The organism is Neolewinella xylanilytica (assembly GCF_002934605.1).
Lineage (GTDB): Bacteria > Bacteroidota > Bacteroidia > Chitinophagales > Saprospiraceae > Neolewinella > Neolewinella xylanilytica.
This window is the reverse complement of the sequence record NZ_PTJC01000005.1, coordinates 614935-635907: the sequence shown is the minus strand read 5'-3', so window position 1 is coordinate 635907 and position 20973 is coordinate 614935. Positions and strand designations below refer to the sequence as shown.

Genomic DNA, 20973 nt, shown 5'->3' with positions numbered 1-20973 from the left:
CACCACAACTGCATGGCCGTTTCTATATAAACCCACACCCATGCAGGCAAAAGAAGAACTTCTCGAACAGTTAGGTGAAAGCTACGGCTACATCAACCGACTGGTCGAAAAAAAAATTGAGTATTTTAAGCTGAACCTCGCCGAAACTTCAGCTACTACTATTTCCGGCATCGTAACCGGGGTTGTGCTGGCGGTCGTTGGGCTTATAACGCTGATCTTTCTACTCATCACCCTGGGGTTTGCCCTGACCCTGGCCTTCGAAAGCTTTGTTTACGGGTTCGGCGCGGTTGCCCTGTTATTACTGGTCGTTTTATTACTCGTTCTCGTGCTCAAGGACACCCTGATCACGAACCCGGTAGTGAGTAAGGTAATATCTAAGTTTTTTGAACACGACGGTAAAGAAGTCTGATATGATACGCGAATCCAAAATAAAGACCCTCGGTGAGCTGCAACGCCGGAAGAAACAAGTCCGGATGGAAACCGAGCTGGCCAAAAGGGAATTTGCACACTCGATCGGCACCACGCGTGGAAACGCTACCAACTTTCTCGTGAAGAAGGTAGCCGCACCGGCCGGTGGTGCCGTAGTAGGGCTCATGCTCTTAAACAGCATCCTGTCATCTTCCAACAAGAAGCAACAAGTCATCAAGGAAACAAAAGTTATCCACGAATACCCTGACGGTACTCCGTATAAGGAGGGTAGATCTCGCAGCAAGCGAAGTCGCCTGAAGACGTTCACCGGCTTGGTTGGATCCTTGCGCGTGGTAATCCCCGTCCTTCAAGCCGTGATCGGAGCCTTCCAGACGCACAAAGCCAAGGAGGCTGCACAGCGTGCTAACGCCAGCGCCCGTCGGTCCTAAGGCATAACGGGCCTTACGTAATGACCACGCTGATCGTCTCTCTTTCCGCCACGTTGGGATCGGAAGTATTCATTGGCAAAGGAAACCCGATCGCCGTAGTATATGACGTGATCTGTAATAAAGACACGGGAAAAATCACCTACTTCATCCTTTGCCCGCTTGCCGCCGAAGAAAAAGGCGAGCCTGCCATCGAAGACTACTACGCGGTCCATCACAGCTACTTCTACTTCGACGACGAGGATGAGGTACTGAATTTCAGTGGGAAGCTAGGTAACGACGAGCACAGTTTTTTTTTGGATCTGCCGCAGCAATACGATGATTCGGAAGTAAAGGACCTGGCTGAATTTAACCGCTTGGTGATCATCAATTCCGCAGCCGCAGGTCACCGTAGCGACAACGACTGACTCCCCTCGCTCTACGCTCGGGCATTCTCCGTATCCGCTCTGACCTCCTGGAAATACGGGCGCAACAGGTAGATGGCCGGGTAAACCACCATGATCAGGGCGGAAGGAAACAATACCGTAGGGGAGGCAAACCAATCCTCGAAGCTCAGCACCGACAGGATCACTACCGTCGAGAACGGAAGGGAAAAAGCCAGTACGTTCAATCCGAGATCGAGGTCAAAGACCTGGGGAGTAGCCTCCTGCCGCAGAACCTCCACCGCGGACATATGGGCGAACGGCCAGAAACTGACGGCACACTGAGCGAATACTACGGCCAGAAGTGCTAGCGGGCCGGTAAGGCCCATGGCCAGGATCAATAGACCGCTTAAACCAAATGCAAGCCCGGATCGGTAGCAGAGCACGCGCAAAATGAGCGCCATCTCGCGTTTTTGAAAGTTCACGGCCATGCCGATGAAGAGCAGCACGATCGGTGTCATTAGGCTTGCCAGGCGGGCTACGGTGTCGCTTAAAAAGAAGGGCAGACTTTCGAGATCAAAACCGAAAGAAATCATAAAGATGGCAACGAGGATAACCAGGTTAACCGGCTCGGCCAGCAGGGCAACCCCCAACTCTTTTAGTTTCCCGCTGCGGTTGGGAACGGCCGCCGCTTCCCCACGCTGGCGGTAGTACCAATTCATCGCCACCAAGTAAAGGATCACCAGCACGAAAACCTTGTTTCCCACGTCGGCCAGCGCGGCCAGTGCCAATTCTCCGTCTCCGAGGTATTCGAGAATGAAGGGGAAAGCACTCAGACCGGGCGCTAGAGAGGGGACCAATAGCAACATGGTACGTAACTGAGGACTTTCCTTCTCAAAGCCCAGCTTAGGAAGCGCAAGGGTAGACGCGAAGTACAGTGCTGCGTTAAGCACCAGCGCTAAGAGGGGTAGAATCAGCATGCTCCGGGAGACTTCCACCCGTAGCAAGGCCACGAAGATCGTAGCGGGAAGGACAATGCTGAGAATCAGGACTTTTACGCCCTTTAGCTCGTTCTTCGCCTGTATTTTACTTTGTATAAGGTAGCCGGCAATAATTAGGAGAAGAAACGCAAGCGTTTTTTGTAGGGCTGGATTCATTTTATCGGTTTGGTAGCGCCGGCGTACCCGATGGCACGCCGGCGGCAATCAATTCACACTAATACTTCTTGGAGGGCAGAGAGGAACATGTCCACCTCTTCGGGTTTGCCTACGCTAACCCGGCAGTAGTTCTTGCCGTGAATGTCGAAGGACCGGACACCGATGCCCCGATCGAACATCCCCTCCAGAAAGACTTCCCCGCCCATTTCGATCGGGAAGAGTACGAAACTGGTATGGGAAGGGACGTACTTCAAACCCATTCCTTCCAGGCCGGCGTAGACCTGTTCGCGGAATGCGGTCGTCTGCATCCGGCTGGCTTCCTGAAAATCCGTATCCTTCATGCTGGCCATCGCACCTTCCAGGGAGGTTTTACAAAGCCCCATGGCTCCCCTGCTAATCTCCCCTACTTTTTCCAGCGTTTCGGGGAGCGCTACCGCGTAACCGACGCGCAGGCCGGCCATACCGTGAATCTTGGAGAAGGTCCGGGCAACGATGACGTTCTTCCCCTCTAGGATAAGCGGCACCATAGTTTTTGACTTGTAGTCGGGCAAAAATTCCAGGTACGCCTCGTCTACAAAGACCGGCACGTCAGCGGAAACCTCCCTGCAGAATGTCTGCAGCTCAGCGTTATCCGTAAGCGTTCCCGTAGGATTGTTCGGGTTACAGATGTACACCATCTTCGTATCCGCGTTGACCGCGTTCTTCATGGCGGGCAGATCGTGCGCCCAATCGTCGGTGACCTTTACCTTATTCCAGGTACCTCCCATGCCCATGACGACTTTGATCAATGACATGTACGCCGGATCGGCCGCCACGACGTTACCGCCACCCAGAAAGTGAACGATAGCCATCTTTTCCAGCACATCGCTCGAGCCGGGTGTAACCATAATGTAATCCTCCGGCACCCCTTCAAAGTCGGCAATCATTTTGCGGAGCTCAGCGGCAGCCTCGTGCTGGTACCGATTACCGGCAGAAGCACTCTTCGCTACGGCTTCGATACACATTGGTGACGGACCGTAGGGATTCTCGTTGGCCAGCATTCTGGCCTTGAGCGGCGGTCGCTTGGCCAGGGAATGCTCCCATTCCAGTTGCGGTAGATACTCCCGAAAGGAAGCTTTGCGGACGACCCGGGGCGCGGCCCCGAGTTGTAGAGAGGGAATAGCAGCTAGCCCGGCCCCCGTCAGGGCAGCCCGGCGCAGCCAACTGCGGCGGCTGGTGGAAGTAGTCGAATGCATAAGAAATTGTTGAAGGGTGATAATGGGAAACGGGAAGGTTTTACCTACAGGTTTTTGAGGATACGAAAGGCTTTACCGTTGTAACTACCGGCCCATTCGAGCCTCGTTACGCCGGCAAGGGAAGCGGCGGCTACCGAAAACGTGGCCCTGCCATCCGCATCGGTCACGATGCTTTCCAGCAGGTTCTGTTCCTGGTCCGTAATCGAAAGCTCCAGGTTGGCCACCGGAGTGGCGATGATACCCACGGTGGCGTCGAGGATACCATCTTTATCTAATTCGGTAAAAGTGCCCTGGTAAACGACGGTTTCGTCAGCCGGATCCGACACCATCAGAATATCCGCCTTTACCGGCGAAGCTTCTACGGTGAAGGCGTTTTCGTCCTCCAGGCATGCAGTGGTTAGGAAACTGAGGGGTAGAAGAAAAAGGAATAGGTATTTCATGATACTAGCGATTGTCATCTGATAAGTAGCGGTTTATTCGGCCCACCAAAGGGCGGTCAGTTTGTTGTCCGGCCCCCCGTTCATGCCCACGGCGGCGGTTACGTTCGCCGCGTTCAGGCTGTATTCCGACTCCGGGTACCGCAACCGGGTGGGGACCTTCCCTTCGTTTTCCATGACGGCGCGGGGGTCGGGCTGCGGAAGCACGGGATACCCGGTCCGGCGGTATTCGGTCCAGGCCTCGATGCCTTGCGGGAATAATGCTTTCCATTTTTCGGTGATAATGGTTTCCATATCCGTTGACAGGCCGGCGAGGTAACCGTCCGGCACGGTAAGTCCGTACCGCTTGAAGCTGGCTTCGACGCCGGCCTGCAGGTATTCCGAAGGAGCGGACCCGCCGGTGAAGTCCCCGTCCAGGCTAGCTTCGGCCAGGATAAAATCGATTTCCGACCGGGTGATTAGTGGAATTGCCGAGGTCTCTCCCATGAAGTAGGCGCCCGGTCGGCTTGCCGTCGTATAGTAGGCCACGGCGTCGCCTTCCGGTAATCCATTGGGCGCCCCGGCATACTTACCGGCGTAGTCGCCGGCCAGGGCCGGTTCGGCGTAAATCTCCAGGCGCGGATCCACTACCTCCCCGGCATTATCGGCCATGGCAGCGATAAGTGTCGTACTGATCGACCAGTCCTCCCGGCCGCCGTAGACCATCGTTTCGTTCCAGCTGTTGTTGTTTTCGCCGCTCTGGCGGACGGTCGGTTGAAAGTAAAGTCCATCCTCATCGGGGGTGACGATGGGATAGGTAGCCGGGTCACCCATGATTTCCCGGAAGACCTCGGCACTGGCCGCCGGTTCCTGTTTTGCTTGTCGGTTCGCCAGCCGCAACCGCAGGCTGTTGGCAAACTTTTTCCACATCATCATATCGCTGCCGAAGAGAATGTCTTTTTCAATCGGCGCACCGGCCGGATCCAGTTGTTCGCTGGCCGCCTTCAGGTTAGCCAGCATACTGGCGTATACGGTGGCCTGGCTGTCGTAAGCCGGTGCGAGATTGCCCTCGGTGGCCCCGTCCAGCGCATTGGTGTAGGGTATAGCGCCCCAGGTATCCGTGACGATGGAGAAGACGTATTCCCGCATGATCGTAGCCGCGGCGGCGTAATTCAGGTTGTAATCCTCGCTCTCGGGGTCGCTAGTCAGGTTGATCACCGTCTGAAGATTGACCAGGCTTTCGGTGTAGAAGCCGTCCCAGTTTTCACTACGCAGGGTGGCCGCAGGGTTATACGTATCGCCCTCGTTCACGTACTGATTACGGGCGAAATACTGCATCCAGAGCATGCCGCCGTCGAGGTTCAGCCGCTCGTTTCGGGTACTGTGACCGTGGATACGCTGCGCTGCTTCGCGAATCGCCAGCGGGAAAAGCGTGGAGGGGGGCACGAGCTCCGGTTCATTGGGGTTTGCGTTCAGCTCCTCGAATCCCTCGTCGCAGGAACTCAGCAGCAACAGAACGGTCAGGAAAGGCAGAAATAAGTATGTAGCGTTCATCGTATTCGTAATTGGAGTTGGGAGGTAGGGCGCCGGGGCGCGGGAAAAAAGACTGCCTTAAAAGGTCACGTTCAGGTTCACCCCGAAACTGCGGGTACTGGGAATCGTGGTGTAGGACAGTGCTCCCAGCAGGTTTCCTCCGGATACGTTGAATTCCGGGTCGATCTGGCTATGGTTGCTGTACAGCATGGCCAGGTTGCGACCGATCAGGCTGATACTGGCCGCCCGGATGAAGGATACGTTGCTCAGCAGCGCCTGGGGCAGCGCATAGGTGATGCCCGCCTCCCGCAGCTTGACGAAACTGGCGTCGAAGATGGCCCCTTCGTTGGCGTAGCGTGGACTGAGGGCACCGACTACGTCGCGGGTTGGTGCGACCACGTCGTTGGTTACGTAGATCGGGGTTTCGCCGTCACCGATGTTACGGGCACCGTTACCGATTACGCCCTCCTCCCGGCCAATGGCCGTCATGGGATAAACCCCGGTTTGCATACCCAACGACGTACTTTGCTCGGCAATCTCTCCCCCTACCCGCGCATCGACCAGCACGTTCGCGCTGAATGCTCCGAGGCGGAAGGTGTTGCGGATACCGCCGATCCAGTCGGGATTGACGTTGCCCAGCACCTTCAAATCCGGATCCTTCACGGGTATCCCGTTCTCGAAGATGATCTCGCCGGCCAGTTCTCCATCGGGTACCCGGGCAAAACCGGAGCCGAAGAGTGTGCCGAAGGGTTGACCTACCCGGGCTTCCAGGCTGAGTCCGCGCAGGCTGGTCAGGACGATCGTTTCCAATTCGTTGCCGCTCTCATCGGTGTAGAGCTCCAGGACGGTATTGTTGTTCTTGGCGTAGTTCAGGGACACGTCCCAACCGAACTTCGGCAGATCGACGATTGCCCCGGACAGGATAACCTCGACGCCCCGGTTGCGCACCTTACCGGCGTTGATCAACTTACTGCCGTAGCCCGTCGCCCGACTCACCGCGATATTGATGATCTGATCTTCGGTGGTTTGCTCGTACGCAGTCACGTCCAGTGCGATACGGCCGCCCAGAAAGCGCAGGTCGAGGCCCGCTTCCTTACCGGTGGTCCGTTCGGGACGCAAATCCGAGTTGGCGATGGTTGCCTGTTCGGCAAACAGCGGTGTGGTGGCATTCCAGGGCGTAGCCGGGGCGAACACCTGACGCAAACGGTATGGGTCCGTGTCGGAACCGACCTGTGCCCAACCGGCCCGCACTTTGGCGTAGCTGAGGATGGGGCTGCTGATGCTCAGGGCATCCGTGATCACGCCACTCAGGCTGACGGAGGGGTAGAAATAGCTGTTGTTTTCAACGGGTAAAGTGCTCGACCAATCGTTGCGAGCGGTCACGTCGAGATACAGGAAGCTTTTGTAACCGAAACTAGCCGCTCCGAAAAAGCTGTTCACTTCCTTTTCCTCGATCCGGCTTACGTTCGTGTTCTGGCTGGCGTTGTTGGATACGTTATAGAGGCCATTGATGGTGGCGTCGTTGACGCCGATGTAGTTGCGCTTAAAGTAGTTGCTGCGGTGGTTGCCGCCGAACTGGGCGTTGACGCTGAAGTCTTCCCCGAAGTAGTTGTTGTAGGTCAGGATAAAGTCCAGGTTGGTTTCCTGGCGGCGGAGTACGTCTTCGCTGAACGACTCGTTCAGTTCGTTTCCACTCTTGATACTGGCGTACCGATTGACGGATCTGCGGGTGTCGGTCCACATATCGGTACCGGCCCGCACCATCAGGCTAAGGGAAGGCAAAAATTCGTAAGTGAAGGCGACGTTGCCGAGCAGTCGATCTTTTTCGTTCGCGTTCGTCAGGTTTTCCTGCTCGTAGAAGCGGTTGGAAGCGAAGGAATGCTGCCAGTTGGCGTAGGGGTACCAATCTCCTTCCCGCACGATGTGCACGTCCATGTAATCGGCGTAGTTACGCAGTACCCCCCAGTCGTCGTGGCGATGGTGCCAGGTGCCGAGTTCCCACAGTCCGGGCTGCTGGCGGTTATCGGAGCCGGATTTGATGTACTCCGAACTCACGCTCACCTTCAGTTTCGGAGCCAGTTCCTGGTCGATGTTAAGACGGAAGTTGTTCCGCTCGTAATCGTTGTTGTACATGATGCCCTTGGTATCCATGCGACCAAAACTGAAGCGGAAATTGCCCGTCCCGTAGTTGTTGGAAATACTGAGGGTGTTGTTCGAGGTGTTGCCGGTATCCCAAAAGTTGCTCCAGCTGTCGGGGACCGGCACCAGGGGGGCCACCTCCGTTCCGGACCACCAGTGCCGTACGAGGCGCCCGTCCATGGGGGCACCCCAGCTTTCGTCGACACCGGCCGTCCCGACCAGCGGTGCGTTCGGATACACGCTGCGGAACTGCTCGAGGGCCAGGGGGTCCGTGATGCCGCCATTGCGCCCGTCAGAATACCAGGTCACCCCACCGGTGCCACCACCGTAGATATTCTGAAACTCGGGAACGACAAAGGGATTCTCGATGGAATAGCTGCCGGCGTAGCTGATCGTAAGCCCTTCCGCGTTGGCACCGCTCTTGGTCGTAACCAGGATTACGCCGTTAGCGGCCCGGCTACCGTAGAGCGCCGCGGCGTTCGCGCCTTTGAGGACGGTGATGGACTCGATATTATCCGGGCTGATCTCGGATATGCCGCCCCCGTAGACGTTGTTGTCGGTGGCTCCGTCGATCGGAGCGGCAAAATCACCCTCCATTGGAACCCCGTCGATAACATACAGCGGCTGGTTGTTACCGAGCACCGAACTGTTGCCTCGGATCACCACCTGGGATCCGCCGCCGGGTACGTTGCCGGCCGAAACCTGGAGACCGGCCACTTTACCGGACAGGCCGTTGATGACGTTGGTACTGCGCGTCTGTTCGATCGCCTCGCCGTCCAGATCCTGGACCGCGTAGCCCAGCGATTTCTTTTCCCGCTTTACCCCGAGGGCGGTTACTACTACCTCGCTGAGGTCCAGGGCTGACTCGTCCAGGGAAATTTCGTATTCGGAGGCGGCGGTAATCGGAATCGTCCTGCCTTCGTAGCCCGTGTAGGTAACCAGCAGGCTTTCGATGCCTTCGGGCACGGAAAGCGCGAACAAACCGTCCAGGTCCGTTACCGTGCCGATCGTCGTGCCCTGCGCCATAACGGTCGCGCCGATCAGCGGACCGCTATCGTCAGTAACCGATCCGGATAAGGTTCTCTGGGCGGACAAACTACCGGAAAGCAGCACGAGCAGGCCCAGTGCAGTTGTAATTGGTTTCATAGACTAGTGGATGTTGCCCCGTAAGGCACGTATGGAATAGAAAGAAAGCAGCGATCCGATCGGTAGAACTGTTGATTCAAAGTTCACAAATGGAAACCCTGAGGGTCAAATCATAAAGAATCCAATTCTGTCATCGACTGGATTTCAATTATTCGCGGAGCAGCTGCCGTGTACACTTTACTACGGCATATTCATTTGCTATCCGAAGAATTTAGGTGCGTATATTTTCCTACTTTCCGCCGATCCCGATGGACACAAAACCCCATTTTTGTTATGGCAATCGCGAAAAAAGAGCAGTTAACGGAATTGATTTCTACCCTCGACACTTCGGAAAAACGCTTCTTCACCCGCTACACCAATCAAAGTGGTGCCGGCGAGGACGATAAGTTTTACCGCTTGTTCCAGCATTTAAGCAAAGGGGGAAGCCTGGAAGATCCCAAACTCGATGCCCTACTGGGCATTACCGGCCCGACCCAGCTGGTGAACTTGCAACGGCATCTGTACGGGAGGATCCTGGACGCACTTCGCCTCCAGCATCGCCGCCGGGACGCGGGCATCCAGGTACGGGAGCAGATCGATTATGCCAATTTGCTCTACGACCGGGGGTTGTACCTGCACGCGCTGAAGCTACTCGCACGCGCCAAGGAGCAGGCGTTCACCTATCACCTCGACCTGCACCACCTGCTCATCATCGACTTTGAAAAGCTCATCGAAAGCCGCCACATCACCCGTTCCTCACCGGGGCGTATGGCGGAGTTGACTACTGAGAGCCGCAAGCGACAGGCCGTAATGGACAGCACCGTGCGCCAATCCAATCTTCAGCTGGTGCTCCAGCGCTACTTTATCCAGCACGGTCACGTCGGCAATGCCGCTGCCGCCCGCCAATTTTACCAGCTATTCCACCATTACTTCAGCGACCCCGTGCCGGCTTCCGCTACCTACCAGGAGCGGGTACTGGCGCATCAGTGCCGCTTCTGGTTTCACTACAATCAACTGCAACTGGAGCGGGCCGGTTACCACGCCTTCTTATGGACCGAACAGATCCGCGGCCGCAACGAGCTGCGGGAACGGGACGTCAACTTCTACATCAAGGGGATGGACCGGCGGTTGTTGATTGCGTTCTTTCGGGACGACCTGGCCGGACACGCTGCGGCATCGGCGGAATTAGCGACCTTTTTGAGCGGGATACAGTCTACCCAGCAGCAGCGCAACAGCCAATTCATGGCGGACATCCTGCTATTGCGGGTGGAAATGGACCGTCATTTGCTCACAAAACCTTGCTCCTGCGCTCCGGCGCAAATCGAACAACTCGGCGAACGTGCGGCAAGCGTGAACGGCGTGGACCGCCATAAGCAGTTGGTGCTGTATTACAAGCTATCGGTCATCTGCGTACTCAGCGGCCACCTCAACCGGGCGCTCACCTACCTCGATCCGGTACTGAACGAACGGAAACCGCTGCGACACGACCTGATCGTATACGCCCGGCTGCTGCAGTTGGTCTGCCATTATCGGTTGGGCCATTTGGAATTCGTCACTTACGGAATAAACAATCTGGCCCGTTACCTGGGGCGAATCGGGTACGCGAGCGAATACCCTACCTTGGTTCTTCAACTGTTGCGCGGCCTGTTGCGCGGTGAGGGGCAGGCGGCACACGAAATCTTTGCCCAACGGCTCCGTCCGCTGCGGGACACCATCTTTCACCTACGGGAATTTCGGTACTTCGGCGTAGATGCTTTACTGCCCGCCTAGATAAGGCCTATATTGCCGCACTTTTCCGCTGACGCGGGTTCAACCGCAAAAGTCAATCATCAACGTCATTATGGAGCTAGGAAACTTAGGTACGATAGATACGGTCATCTTCGGTGCGTACATTGTGGGGGTTATCCTCTTCGGTGTCTGGATCGCGAACCGGGAGAAAACCTCGACGGCCAGCGATTACTTTTTAGCAAGTCGCAGCCTGCCCTGGTGGGCGGTTGGTGGTTCGTTAATCGCGTCCAATATTTCGGCCGAGCAAATCATCGGCATGAATGGTTCCGGCTTTGAGCTGGGCCTGGCCATTGCCGCTTACGAACTCATGGCCGCGATCACGCTGATCCTGGTAGCCAAGTTCTTTCTACCGGTCTTCCTGAAACAAGAGATTTACACGATGCCGCAGTTCCTGGAGGAGCGTTACGACGGTACGGTGCGGACCATCATGTCGGTATTCTGGATCGCGCTCTTCGTATTCGTCAACATCGCAACGGTACTCTATCTGGGAGCACTGGCGATCGAGACGTTGTTGGGTATTGACCTGATCTACGGCATCATCGGGCTCGTGCTGTATTCCGCCTCTTTCTCCATTTTTGGGGGATTGAAAGCGGTGGTCTGGACCGACGTGGTGCAGGTAGTCGTGCTCATGCTCGGTGGCACCATCGCGGCCTACGGCATCCTGAGCGTTGTCGGTGACGGCAGCGTCTTCACCGGCATCGCCAATCTGTACCAGGCGTTGCCCGAGCACTTCGAAATGCTCTTCGAGCCGGGAGATACCTATCTGGACGTGGCGAGCGCCCACGAGCTTTCCACGGGCGTAACCCCTTACGGCGAGCCTACGGCCCTGGAGTCCGGCGCGGAAGTAAAATCCAGTTTCCAATTGCTGCCCGGCATGGCCCTCCTTTTCGGGGGTATGTGGATCACCAACGGCTATTACTGGGGCAACAACCAGTACATCATTCAGCGAGCGCTGGCATCGAAGGATTTGGCGGAGGCACAGCGGGGCGTAGCCTTTGCGGCCTTTATGAAACTATTCATTCCTTTCTTCGCCGTACTACCGGGTATCGCGGCCTGGTACTTGCTGCGCGAGCAGGACCCCGCTAACCTACCGATCACGAAGGCCGACCAGGCGTTTCCCTGGGTGCTCGCCAATTACGTTGGCGTGGGCTTCACCGGCCTGACGTTTGCCGCGCTGGTCGCCGCGATCGGGTCTTCGGTGAGTTCGATGGTCAATTCAACGTCTACCATCTTCACGATGGACATCTATAACAAGTTCATCAATCCGGAAGCTACCGAAGGACGGCAGGTGCGCGTCGGGCAGATATCCGCCGCCGTTTCCTTGGTCATCGGGGCGGCCGTTGCTCCCGCGCTGGATAATGCGGGGCAGGTCTTTCAGGTAATCCAGGAGTACACGGGATTCATCAGCCCCGGCGTACTGGTGGTGTTCGTATTCGGCTTTTTCTACCGCCGGGGTACGGCCAAGGCCGCGCTGCTCGTGGTATTGTCTTCCGTACCGCTGTCGTGGGCTTTCCAGCAGCTCATGCCCGACCTGCCGTTCCTGGATCGAATGGCCTTCATCTTCGTGATCTCCGCCCTCCTGATGGTGGTAGTCAGCCAGTTTACGGGGCGCAAGCGGCTGGCTCCGGGAGAAGAATCCGCCAACCACAAAACCGGTGGTCAGATCACGAATCGCGACAGCCACGAAAAGCTGATCAAGGACATAAAGCTCCGCAACGGACTTTGCCTGGCCGTCATCGGAATTGGGGGAGCTACCGGACTGCGGCTGTTGCTCCAACCCGTTCCCGGGATCCCGCTGTGGATGTCGATCATTTTCCTTGTACTGTCCATCGGGGTGGTTGCGCTGATTTACACCGACAAGACGGCGGACGACTACAAAGCGATCGACCTGCACCCCAGCCTCTTTCGCACGCGCATGGGCTTCAACATTGCCGCGATCGTGATTATCCTCATTCTGGCCTTCCTCTATACCTGGCTGGGATAAGTGATCCCGTGGCATTCGAAAACGAAAGCGCCCCGCACTGTGTCCAGTGCGGGGCGCTTTCGTTAGAGCCGGTAAGTCGGATACGGTAGGAGGTGATCCTAAAGCCCGGTACCGAGATTGGCGCCGTCGCCGACGGAACCGACCGCCAGGGCGGTGAGGATACAAAGGGCAAAAAGGGCTACGGCCAGCCCCCAGGTCACCTTTTCGATAACGTCGGTAGAACGGGAAGCACCCAGCATCTGGTTTGCCTGCCCACCGCCGAAGGTAGAGTCGATGCCCCCGCCTTTGGGGTTCTGGATGAGTACTACCAGCATGAGCAGCAGACAGACTACACCGGTCAGAATAGTAAGCAGATTGACCATAGGGTTATAGTTTTTCCTTCAATTCCTTAATGAGGCCGGCAAAGATCGGCTTTTTCTCCGGATAAAGCAAGGTGAGGCGGCGATACATTTGAATGGCACTCTGGTATTGCTCCTGGCGGACAAGCAGGGCCGCCAGGGTTTCGCTAACCACGGCAACGTCTTCCAGCCCATTGCCTTTGGTGGAGTCGGGTCGATGGACGGTGAGGTGGCGGAGTTTCCGCAGGCGTTCATTCAGGGTAGTCTGCGGCTGGTAACGGAGTTCGGTAAGGAAGTGGGCCGGATCTTCGGGGCGGGGCGATTTGAACATGGAGGGGAATAGAGAGGTGTAGGCTTCCGCCAGGCGGACCCAACGGGCGGTACGGGCAACGCCGGGGGAAACCTCCGGAAACAGGGGCTCCTCGTCGAAGGGTTCGAGAAAGATGGGTTTGATTTCCGTAACGGGAAACCGATTCGTTTCGGTCTGCGGCTCCGGTAATTCATTCAATCGGGAAGGGATTTCCTCGTTGAAGGAACTTTCCAGGGGGGAAAGCTCCAGTTCCTCCAGTTCGATGAGTTCCAGGACGTCGCTGCTGCTTTCCTCGCGCTGCTCCAGGGCGGTCAGCAGATGATAGAGCTGGCTACGATCGAAGGTGGAAGAAGCAAAGGCACTCAGATGGGCCTCGAAATCGGGGTGGTTAGATTGTTTCGCCTTCAACAATACCAGGAGCCGGAGATTCGTTGAATAGGGGTACGATGCGAGCTGCGCGAGCAACTCGTCCAGCGACACCTCCGCCAGCAAAGCGGGTTGTTCGATATACTGAAGTACTGAATGCCTCATTTCCGTTTATGAACGGGCATGAAGGTCGGTGGAAACCTCCGGAATCTATAATGGATGCCCACGGTTTCAAAAATTTTTGAAAAACCCGCGTTTTTCTTAGATAGGCACAGAACTTTTCCAGCTTTAATTCTATCTTTGTAAGCGCCGAGAATAAAACATCTGTTTTACCCTAAAGATCTTGTGTTGTTCATAGTGTTTGTTATGTAGCCTTTAACCGAGTGTTAAAGGCTTTTTTATTGTTATCACGCTGGCTTTGTCCTTTTGTCTTAATCCCGCTTGACTTACCGAGCCGATAGCCTTATATTGTTTTGGTTATTTAAACAAAAGATGTCAGAACACACCCTAAACCCTGGAGCCGATGGCTCCGATGGGAAACACCCTATCAATGTTGATGCCCTCGAAACAGCTGCCATGATCCTGCGCGCGCTCAACCACGAGTTACGACAGCAGATCATTCAGCTGCTCTGTGACGAAGGCAGCCTGAACGTTACTGACATATTCGTCAATTTGCGCGTCGAGCAGTCCGTAGTCTCCCAACACCTTGCCATTTTACGTAAGGCGGAAATCGTGATTCGCGAACGGAAAGGCAAGTTCATTCACTACGATATCGACCGGGAGCGTCTCCACCGAATTAACGATCTGGTAGCCAAGTTGGCCGCTTAGCGTCGTGCCCGCTATCCTAAAATTGAATCGCTCGCAATTCACGTCCGGAATGTAGCGATCCGGGAGGGAGTTTCCTGGTTATCGCCGGAAGGTCCGTTCGAATTCGGAGCTGTTTCCCCGTGCATCCGTTACCCTAAGTTGGAATTCGTGACTTGTTCCCGGTGCAATCCGGTCGTCTTCAAACGTATAGGTGAGCGTACCCGATTTAGCGTCGTACTCCATTAGCGCCCATTTCCCATCTACCATTGCGCGGTAATCGAGGGTGCCCCCAACCGCGTCATCGACCAAGAGGCTGAACGAAGACCGGCCACGCAGATCGGTACGGAAATCGCGAATGCGGATGCGGGGGGGTACGGTATCCATCAAAATGGTGTAATCGCCGAAGGTGCCGATCTCCGCCATCATCCGTCCGTCCGCCGTCCATTCTCCTCCCATGCTTCCGTAGCTTCCGTCCTTATTGCAGCGGCCGACGTAGGCAGCCTGCCGCTGTCGGTTGGTAAGCACGCGATCGGGGGCGATGATGAGCGTGGCGCTTCCGTGCAGTGGCGTCTCCCGATCCTGGAGTTGGTGTACGTCACTCAGGTATCCCGCCGAGCTTTCCGGAAGCCGAACGTAGCTAAACCGAAGATCGGTGTAGAGCGCGTCGGCAGCCAGCTCGAGGCGCATGCCGGCGGTATCGACGATGCTCTCTTCTCCGCGGGGTAGAAAATACTGGTAGCCCGCCGTAGCCGGCCTGGAATCGGTGGCGGGCTCAGGTGGAGCATATTTCAGTACGGTACGGAAGACCGATTCGTTACCAGCGTAGTCGGCGGCGATAATGGTTATCTCCCGCACGCCCTGGCGCGTCAGATCGATCGTTCCCGGCGAGGTGACGCTACTGGATGTCTCCCAGAACGCGGCCTCCGGCAGCGGGGCGTATAGCCGGTAGTACCAATTGGCGGTGCGCTGGTATTCCGCGTAATCGGTCAGGGCGTTGACGTACTCCGACTTCACGTAGGGAATCCGGTCGTAGGTAAAGCCGAACACTTCCATCGAATCGGCGAGAAGCCGGGCCCGGTAGATTCCGTTCCGGTTAGGCAGTGAATTTTGCCGATCGATGGCTTGCAAGCCCAGGCCTACCCGGGGCCCGTCCACAATGAGCGTATCTGGCAGGGGCGTACTCACTACGGAATACGTTTTGCTACCGAGGACGTTGCCGTCATTCGACAGTTGGTAAACCCGGACCGCACTCACCGTCGGCCGCCGGGTATCGGGAACCGTGAATCCGAGGGACAGGGGATTCAACCGGGTTTCGGTGGCCGCATCCCAAACCTCGAAGTGCAGGTGGGGGCCGAAGCTAAACCCCCGGTTCCCTACCCCACCGATTACCTGCCCGGCAGTGACGGGGAAAGCCGTCGAATCCGGCCGAAAGTCGATACTAAAGGATTCCGTTTCGTACTGGAGGGCCCGGATGGTGTCCTTAATTTCCGGACTGAGCACTTCCAGGTGGCCGTACACCGTCCGCTTCCCGTCCGGGTGACTTACGTACACGGCCTGCCCGAATCCGCCCGGGGAGACGACGACCCGGCTGACGTAGCCAGCGGCAACGGAGCGTACGGGCGTACCGACCGGACCGCGAAAGTCAAGGCCGCCGTGAAAGTGGTTGCTGCGCAACTCACCGAAAGTGCCGGTCACTAACAACGGACCGCTTAAGGGGGGTTGGTACTGGGCCATTACCGGGCCGGTGAGCACGAAGAGCAACAGGAGCGATCGGAATCCGAGCTGCAAGGAGTGGTTTTTGGGATAGCTAAAATAAATCGGCCGTGAGAAGGATCAGGCTTGTCCCGGCCGGAAAAAGTCGTCAATGTACATACGCGATCCGAATCGGTGAAGTATATGCGGAACCCGCTTTTTTCTTTCGCAACCCCAACCGAACGGCGAATCGAAGGTCACTTACTCGAAGGCGTTGATGCCCGTGATATCGTGGCCGGTTATGAGCAGGTGAACGTCGTGGGTTCCTTCGTAAGTAAGGACGGTCTCCAGGTTCATCAGGTGCCGCATGATGGGGTATTCGCTGGTAATGCCCATTCCCCCGTGGATCTGCCGCGCTTCGCGGGCTACCTCGAGGGCCATGTGTACGTTGTTGCGCTTGGCCATGCTGATCTGGGCCGGGGTGGCTTCCCCCCGGTTGGCCAGGGTACCGAGCCGCCAGGCCAGCAACTGGGCCTTGGTAATCTCGGTGATCATTTCGGCCAGCTTCTTCTGCTGCAACTGGAAGCCGGCGATCGGTTTGCCGAACTGCTCCCGTTCCAGGCTGTAGCGAAGGGCGCTGTCGTAGCAATCCAGGGCCGCGCCGATGGCGCCCCAGGCAATGCCGTAACGGGCTTTGCTGAGGCAACTGAGCGGGCCGCGCAGACCCCGGATGTCCGGAAAGACGTTCTCCTTGGGAACCCGCACGTTCTCGAAAACCAACTCGCCGGTGATGCTGGCCCGGAGGCTCCACTTACCGTGGATTTCCGGCGCCGAGAAGCCGGGCGTATCGGCCTCGACAACCATCCCCCTGACCTTTCCTTCCTCGTCCTTGGCCCACACGACCGCCAGGTCTGCGATGGGGCTGTTGGTGATCCACATTTTGGCTCCGTTCAGTAGGTAAGCGTCGCCATCATCCTTGATCGTCGTCAGCATGCCTCCCGGATTGGAGCCGGCATCGGGTTCGGTGAGCCCGAAACAGCCGATGAGTTCCCCGCTGCCCAGTTTAGGCAGGTACTTTTTCCGTTGCTCCTCCGAAGCGTATTGGTAGATCGGGTACATTACGAGGCTACCCTGTACGGACGCCATGGAGCGTAATCCGCTGTCACAGCGTTCGAGTTCCTGCATGATCACCCCGTAGGCGATCTCGTCCATACCGCCACCGCCGTATTCGACCGGCAGGCTAGGGCCGAATGCCCCGACCTCCGCCAGGCCCTTGAACAGGTGGGTCGGACACTTCCCGCGCATCGCCGCATCCTCGATGATGGGGCTAACCTCCGCCTTGACCCAGTCGCGCACGGCCTGCCGGGCCATCCGATGGTGATCCTCCAGCAAGTCGTCAACGAGATAATAGTCGTGGAATTGGTAGCGATCTTCCCGGGCTTGCCGGTGAAAGTCTTCCTTGGCAGTAAATTGGGGCTTCGGACGGGTGGTGGTTTCGGGCATGGTGGGGGCTTGTTGGCGTTGGTAAATGTAAGCAATTTAGGCCCCTCTCGGATAGCTTCCGCCTTGCCGAACGACGAATTAGATAGCGAGCCGCATTCCCGACCGTATTTTGCCGGTTCACCGGATATCGTTGCACCCGCGCACCGGCGCCCAACTCACTTTGCCTATGCACATCCTGGTTACCGGAGCTTCACGGGGGATCGGCCGCGCCTGTGCCCGACGCTTCGCCCGGGAAGGACACCGGGTAGCGGCCGTAGCCCGCACGGCGGAGCAACTACGCGACCTGGCCGCGGAAGCGCCGTTGATCGAGCCGTGGGTGGCCGACCTGCGCTCCGATACCGTCACGGGGCATTTCGACGTAGTAGTGCTTAACGCCGGCCAGTACACGCCGGGCCGGCTGATCGACGTAGCCTCCGATGTATTCGCCGACATGTGGGAGCTCAACGTCTTGGCCAACCACCGCCTGGCACGCCGCCTGCTGCCGCCCATGATAGAGCGGAAGCGCGGCCACCTGGTGGTGATCGGGTCTACTGCGACGGATGCCGCCATGCCACACATGACAGCCTACGCGGCTACCAAAAAAGCGCTACGCGGGCTGTGGGAAGGCTGGGCGCAGGACCTCGAGGGAACTGGGGTACGCACCACCCTGGTCGCTCCGGGGGCTACCCTGACCGATAGCTGGAAGCACGAAACCCCGCCGGCCCGTATTCTGGCACCGGAAGCGGTAGCCGATCTCGTTTACCGGGTGATAGCCGAGGGCTTGACCGGTCGACGGGTCATCCGGGCAGACTAAGGGATCACGCAACAATAAGTTATGCACCTGGATACTTGTTCTTTTACGCCCTAGCTTCGTTAAAAAGCCTCGCCGAAGCGGGGCTTCGCCTACGTTTTTTGCCTCACTAGCACGCAAAATAACTTCGTCCCAGATGGCACACTTATAATTGCGCGATCCCTAAGCATAGTGGCTTTCCATACCGAGTTCCTTTACCACCAGGTAGTAAAACACCGCGCGGTGCTTGCTGCGGTCGGTATATTTTTTGCAGACGGCCTGAACGGCGTCCATTGCCTTGGCCTCGTCCGTCATGCCGAGTTTCTTCTTGCAGAAGTTGTCCACTACCCGCTGAAGTTCCTTTTTGTCGCTACAAGCGACCCGGTTTGCATCACTGTTGTAGATGGATGGCCCCAGCCCCTGCGTTACTTTCCGCAGCAGCTGCTTGTCCCCGTCCTTGTCGATTTTCTCCAGGCTAGCTTCGTAGGTGGCTACTTTTTCATCGAACTTACTCACGTGCGTTTTTTGTTGTGCCGGATTGAATTCCGACGGTTTTGAAAGGAGGAAAATAGGAAAATGAGCGAAATATTGTCTCTTAGCTCCAAACCGGACCGTACCCGCCCGCGCCCGCGACCTGCCGATCTGCGTATCTTTGTACTCCACTGATGACCCGTACCCTAGCGCTTTTCCTGCTTGTCCTTGTTTGCTTGTCAGCGACCGCCTTCGCGCAAGACGACGGCTTCTTCCCCGAGCAACGCCTTGAGGAACTGCGTCGCGAGATCGTTTTCCAAGCCCCGGAAGGGGTAGCGCCACCCGTTCGCCCCGAAGCACCGGTCAGTTATCCGGACCTTTCCGCCCTGCGCCGGCCCGCTATCGTCGCCATCGGTTGTGCCCTGGCGGGGGGATTGGGTTTGCTCGGCTACCTCATCTACCGGAGTGCCCGCCGGGGACGATCTCCCTCGCCCGCACCAGAAGAGATTAGCATCGGTACCGAAGCGCTCGCAGAGGAAGAAATGGTCAGGAACGGGGTGGATGCCAACCTACTTTCGCGGGCCGAGTCAGCCGGTGAATACAGCCTAGCCGTTCGCCTGCTTTACCTCAACACCCTTCAGCAACTAAACGCGGCGGCCCTCATCCGCTACCGGAAAGACCTGGGCAACCGCGACTACCTGCATCAGCTGCAGGGCCATTCGATCCGGCAGGATTTCGGTCACCTTACGCGGGATTACGAGCGCTACTGGTACGGGCAGTATCCCCTCGACGCCCTCACTTACCGCTCGGTTCGATCCCGCTTTCACGGGCTCGCCGACGGGCTGCCCGCCCCACCTCCAACGCCTGCCGTATGAGGCGGACCGTACTCTACTATGGACTGGCGGGTGTGTTGCTGTCCACCTTCCTCGGATGCTCCTTCACGAATTGGGACGAGAATTACGACCTGGAGGGTAAGCAGCCCTTCGACCTCCTGGCCCTGCGTGAATTGCTGGCCGCCCGGCCGGGGGGCTTATCCGTACTACGGGACACCGCCGACCTCCACCGGCTCGATACCCTGTCGTCGAGTACGTATCTGTACATCGGCGACTACCCCTACTACTCGGACGCGACGGTCGAGCGGTTGTTAGCGTACGTGGCCCGTGGCAATACCGCCTTTATCGCGGCCAATACGTTGCCGGAGGGCCTCGCGACCCAGCTGTTCGGAGACTACTGCCCGGAAAACGAGGATTACGGGCCGTCGACCGACTTTACCGAGGTGTACCTCGACACCGTAACCGCCTTTCGATACCCCAGCGGAGACAGTTTCGAGCTGGTCAATACCCGGTTCTGGCGCACGGAGTATGTCGGCCTGCGGATCATGGACGACGGCCTATTGTGTGACCCCGCGCTGGACAACCAGGTACTCGGAGGCATCGATACCGCCGGGATCAATTTCGTGCGCATCGGCTGGGGCACGGGCGATTTCTACCTCCACTCCAATCCGCTGTTCTTCACCAACTGGTTCGTGCTGGATTCCAGCCAGTACCGCTATCCGGAAGCCGTGCTGGAAGTGATCGGGGACGGGCCCGTAGTTTGGGACGAGTTCGACCGCCGCTACCGCCGTTCCGCGGCCGCCAATCGGGAAATTCCCCGGGATTACACCGGCGGTCGGAACCTGCTAACCGGTAACGAAACCTTGCGGTACATCCAGGAACACCGGGAGTTGGCCTTCGCCTGGTACACCCTGCTGGTCGGGGTATTGCTTTACGTCATCTTCCGCGGCAAGCGCCGCCAACGCGTGATACCCATCCAGGCGGCGAAGGAAAATTCCAGCCGCCGCTTTATCGATACCATTAGCCGGCTGGTCCACGAAAAGGGCAACCATTCCGCCCTGGCACAACGGGAGCTGGCCAGCCTGCGCTTTCACCTCAACGCCCGTTTCGGCCTTCGGTGGTCGGAGGGCAATCCCCCGCCCGCCGAATTGATCGAGCGAATCGAATTATCGGCCGAGGTAACGGAGCGAGCCTTGTCCCAGATCCGGTTGGTGGCGGCCGGCCGGCCGCTCGGGGAAGGTGACCTGTTACGGTTTTACCGCGCCATCGAGCCGCTCTACCGGATATGAAG

General features: G+C 57.4%; 19 protein-coding genes. 9 read left to right on the top strand and 10 right to left on the bottom strand.

Annotated elements, in window-relative coordinates; translation table 11 throughout:
• Positions 1 to 40: 40 nt before the first annotated feature.
• From CLV84_RS02490 to CLV84_RS02480, 3 genes are read left to right on the top strand one after another with little or no spacing between them, the layout of a single operon-like run.
• Positions 41 to 409, top strand: a complete 369-nt coding sequence (locus CLV84_RS02490) for a phage holin family protein (RefSeq protein ID WP_104418156.1) — start codon at positions 41 to 43, stop codon at positions 407 to 409.
• A complete protein-coding gene (locus CLV84_RS02485; RefSeq protein ID WP_170067536.1) occupies positions 384 to 857 on the top strand; it encodes a hypothetical protein in 474 nt (157 codons plus the stop codon). The genes CLV84_RS02490 and CLV84_RS02485 overlap by 26 nt, the downstream gene beginning before the upstream one ends.
• A gap of 20 nt (positions 858 to 877) precedes the next feature.
• The gene (locus CLV84_RS02480; RefSeq protein WP_104418154.1) at positions 878 to 1261 is read left to right on the top strand and encodes a PRC-barrel domain-containing protein; all 384 of its coding nucleotides are present in this window, start codon (positions 878 to 880) and stop codon (positions 1259 to 1261) included.
• An 11-nt stretch (positions 1262 to 1272) separates the two neighbouring features.
• On the opposite strand, the gene CLV84_RS02475 is transcribed toward CLV84_RS02480, so the two are convergent.
• The 5 genes from CLV84_RS02475 to CLV84_RS02455 are packed head-to-tail and all read right to left on the bottom strand — an operon-like array spanning position 1273 to position 8842.
• On the bottom strand, positions 1273 to 2373 hold the full coding sequence (locus tag CLV84_RS02475; protein ID WP_104418153.1) for an AEC family transporter: 1101 nt from the start codon (positions 2371 to 2373) through the stop codon (positions 1273 to 1275).
• 53 nt (positions 2374 to 2426) lie between these two features.
• A complete protein-coding gene (locus CLV84_RS02470) occupies positions 2427 to 3608 on the bottom strand; it encodes a pyridoxal phosphate-dependent aminotransferase (RefSeq protein ID WP_104418152.1) in 1182 nt (393 codons plus the stop codon).
• Positions 3609 to 3652: 44 nt separating this feature from the next.
• Positions 3653 to 4048 (bottom strand): peptidase associated/transthyretin-like domain-containing protein, encoded by a 396-nt coding sequence (locus tag CLV84_RS02465; RefSeq protein WP_104418151.1) that lies wholly within the window; start codon positions 4046 to 4048, stop codon positions 3653 to 3655.
• Between the two features lie 33 nt (positions 4049 to 4081).
• Complete coding sequence (locus CLV84_RS02460; RefSeq protein ID WP_104418150.1) at positions 4082 to 5578, bottom strand: SusD/RagB family nutrient-binding outer membrane lipoprotein; 1497 nt, start codon at positions 5576 to 5578, stop codon at positions 4082 to 4084.
• A 57-nt stretch (positions 5579 to 5635) separates the two neighbouring features.
• Entirely contained in the window at positions 5636 to 8842 is a 3207-nt protein-coding gene (locus CLV84_RS02455; protein WP_104418149.1) for a SusC/RagA family TonB-linked outer membrane protein, read from the bottom strand.
• Positions 8843 to 9115: 273 nt separating this feature from the next.
• Here CLV84_RS02455 and CLV84_RS02450 point away from each other — a divergent pair, with 273 nt between their 5' ends.
• Entirely contained in the window at positions 9116 to 10591 is a 1476-nt protein-coding gene (locus CLV84_RS02450; RefSeq protein WP_104418148.1) for a hypothetical protein, read from the top strand.
• Between the two features lie 70 nt (positions 10592 to 10661).
• Positions 10662 to 12593: a sodium:solute symporter family transporter gene (locus tag CLV84_RS02445; RefSeq protein WP_104418147.1), complete on the top strand. Its 1932-nt coding sequence runs from the start codon at positions 10662 to 10664 to the stop codon at positions 12591 to 12593.
• A gap of 98 nt (positions 12594 to 12691) precedes the next feature.
• Here CLV84_RS02445 and secG read toward each other — a convergent pair whose 3' ends face one another.
• Together secG and CLV84_RS02435 are read right to left on the bottom strand one after the other, a co-directional pair.
• Entirely contained in the window at positions 12692 to 12955 is a 264-nt protein-coding gene (gene secG / locus CLV84_RS02440) for a preprotein translocase subunit SecG (protein WP_104418146.1), read from the bottom strand.
• A gap of 4 nt (positions 12956 to 12959) precedes the next feature.
• Positions 12960 to 13772 (bottom strand): hypothetical protein, encoded by an 813-nt coding sequence (locus tag CLV84_RS02435; RefSeq protein ID WP_146088680.1) that lies wholly within the window; start codon positions 13770 to 13772, stop codon positions 12960 to 12962.
• Positions 13773 to 14099: 327 nt separating this feature from the next.
• On the opposite strand from CLV84_RS02435, the gene CLV84_RS02430 reads away from it, so the two are divergent.
• Complete coding sequence (locus CLV84_RS02430; RefSeq protein WP_104418144.1) at positions 14100 to 14435, top strand: ArsR/SmtB family transcription factor; 336 nt, start codon at positions 14100 to 14102, stop codon at positions 14433 to 14435.
• A gap of 78 nt (positions 14436 to 14513) precedes the next feature.
• Here CLV84_RS02430 and CLV84_RS02425 read toward each other — a convergent pair whose 3' ends face one another.
• Together CLV84_RS02425 and CLV84_RS02420 are read right to left on the bottom strand one after the other, a co-directional pair.
• Positions 14514 to 16202, bottom strand: coding sequence for a M23 family metallopeptidase (locus tag CLV84_RS02425; RefSeq protein WP_104418143.1), 1689 nt, complete (start codon positions 16200 to 16202; stop codon positions 14514 to 14516).
• Between the two features lie 165 nt (positions 16203 to 16367).
• Positions 16368 to 17609: an acyl-CoA dehydrogenase family protein gene (locus tag CLV84_RS02420; RefSeq protein WP_104418142.1), complete on the bottom strand. Its 1242-nt coding sequence runs from the start codon at positions 17607 to 17609 to the stop codon at positions 16368 to 16370.
• 166 nt (positions 17610 to 17775) lie between these two features.
• Here CLV84_RS02420 and CLV84_RS02415 point away from each other — a divergent pair, with 166 nt between their 5' ends.
• The gene (locus CLV84_RS02415) at positions 17776 to 18402 is read left to right on the top strand and encodes an SDR family oxidoreductase (protein WP_146088679.1); all 627 of its coding nucleotides are present in this window, start codon (positions 17776 to 17778) and stop codon (positions 18400 to 18402) included.
• A 159-nt stretch (positions 18403 to 18561) separates the two neighbouring features.
• Here CLV84_RS02415 and CLV84_RS02410 read toward each other — a convergent pair whose 3' ends face one another.
• The gene (locus CLV84_RS02410) at positions 18562 to 18894 is read right to left on the bottom strand and encodes a DUF2853 family protein (protein WP_104418140.1); all 333 of its coding nucleotides are present in this window, start codon (positions 18892 to 18894) and stop codon (positions 18562 to 18564) included.
• A 149-nt stretch (positions 18895 to 19043) separates the two neighbouring features.
• Between CLV84_RS02410 and CLV84_RS02405 the strand changes: the two genes are divergently transcribed.
• Positions 19044 to 19724, top strand: coding sequence for a DUF4129 domain-containing protein (locus tag CLV84_RS02405; RefSeq protein ID WP_104418139.1), 681 nt, complete (start codon positions 19044 to 19046; stop codon positions 19722 to 19724).
• Complete coding sequence (locus CLV84_RS02400) at positions 19721 to 20971, top strand: DUF4350 domain-containing protein (protein WP_104418138.1); 1251 nt, start codon at positions 19721 to 19723, stop codon at positions 20969 to 20971. Before CLV84_RS02405 ends, CLV84_RS02400 begins: the two co-directional genes overlap by 4 nt.
• The last annotated feature ends 2 nt before the right edge of the window (positions 20972 to 20973 follow it).

Bases quoted from the DNA above. Each gene is read 5' to 3' on its own strand.
- CLV84_RS02450 (WP_104418148.1), top strand. From the start codon at position 9,116: ATGGCAATCGCGAAAAAAGAGCAGTTAACGGAATTGATTTCTACCCTC.
- CLV84_RS02430 (WP_104418144.1), top strand. From the start codon at position 14,100: ATGTCAGAACACACCCTAAACCCTGGAGCCGATGGCTCCGATGGGAAA.
- CLV84_RS02460 (WP_104418150.1), bottom strand. From the start codon at position 5,578: ATGAACGCTACATACTTATTTCTGCCTTTCCTGACCGTTCTGTTGCTG.
- CLV84_RS02490 (WP_104418156.1), top strand. From the start codon at position 41: ATGCAGGCAAAAGAAGAACTTCTCGAACAGTTAGGTGAAAGCTACGGC.
- CLV84_RS02405 (WP_104418139.1), top strand. From the start codon at position 19,044: ATGACCCGTACCCTAGCGCTTTTCCTGCTTGTCCTTGTTTGCTTGTCA.
- CLV84_RS02445 (WP_104418147.1), top strand. From the start codon at position 10,662: ATGGAGCTAGGAAACTTAGGTACGATAGATACGGTCATCTTCGGTGCG.
- CLV84_RS02420 (WP_104418142.1), bottom strand. From the start codon at position 17,609: ATGCCCGAAACCACCACCCGTCCGAAGCCCCAATTTACTGCCAAGGAA.
- CLV84_RS02455 (WP_104418149.1), bottom strand. From the start codon at position 8,842: ATGAAACCAATTACAACTGCACTGGGCCTGCTCGTGCTGCTTTCCGGT.
- CLV84_RS02435 (WP_146088680.1), bottom strand. From the start codon at position 13,772: ATGAGGCATTCAGTACTTCAGTATATCGAACAACCCGCTTTGCTGGCG.
- CLV84_RS02465 (WP_104418151.1), bottom strand. From the start codon at position 4,048: ATGAAATACCTATTCCTTTTTCTTCTACCCCTCAGTTTCCTAACCACT.
- CLV84_RS02400 (WP_104418138.1), top strand. From the start codon at position 19,721: ATGAGGCGGACCGTACTCTACTATGGACTGGCGGGTGTGTTGCTGTCC.
- CLV84_RS02480 (WP_104418154.1), top strand. From the start codon at position 878: ATGACCACGCTGATCGTCTCTCTTTCCGCCACGTTGGGATCGGAAGTA.
- secG (WP_104418146.1), bottom strand. From the start codon at position 12,955: ATGGTCAATCTGCTTACTATTCTGACCGGTGTAGTCTGTCTGCTGCTC.
- CLV84_RS02475 (WP_104418153.1), bottom strand. From the start codon at position 2,373: ATGAATCCAGCCCTACAAAAAACGCTTGCGTTTCTTCTCCTAATTATT.
- CLV84_RS02470 (WP_104418152.1), bottom strand. From the start codon at position 3,608: ATGCATTCGACTACTTCCACCAGCCGCCGCAGTTGGCTGCGCCGGGCT.
- CLV84_RS02415 (WP_146088679.1), top strand. From the start codon at position 17,776: ATGCACATCCTGGTTACCGGAGCTTCACGGGGGATCGGCCGCGCCTGT.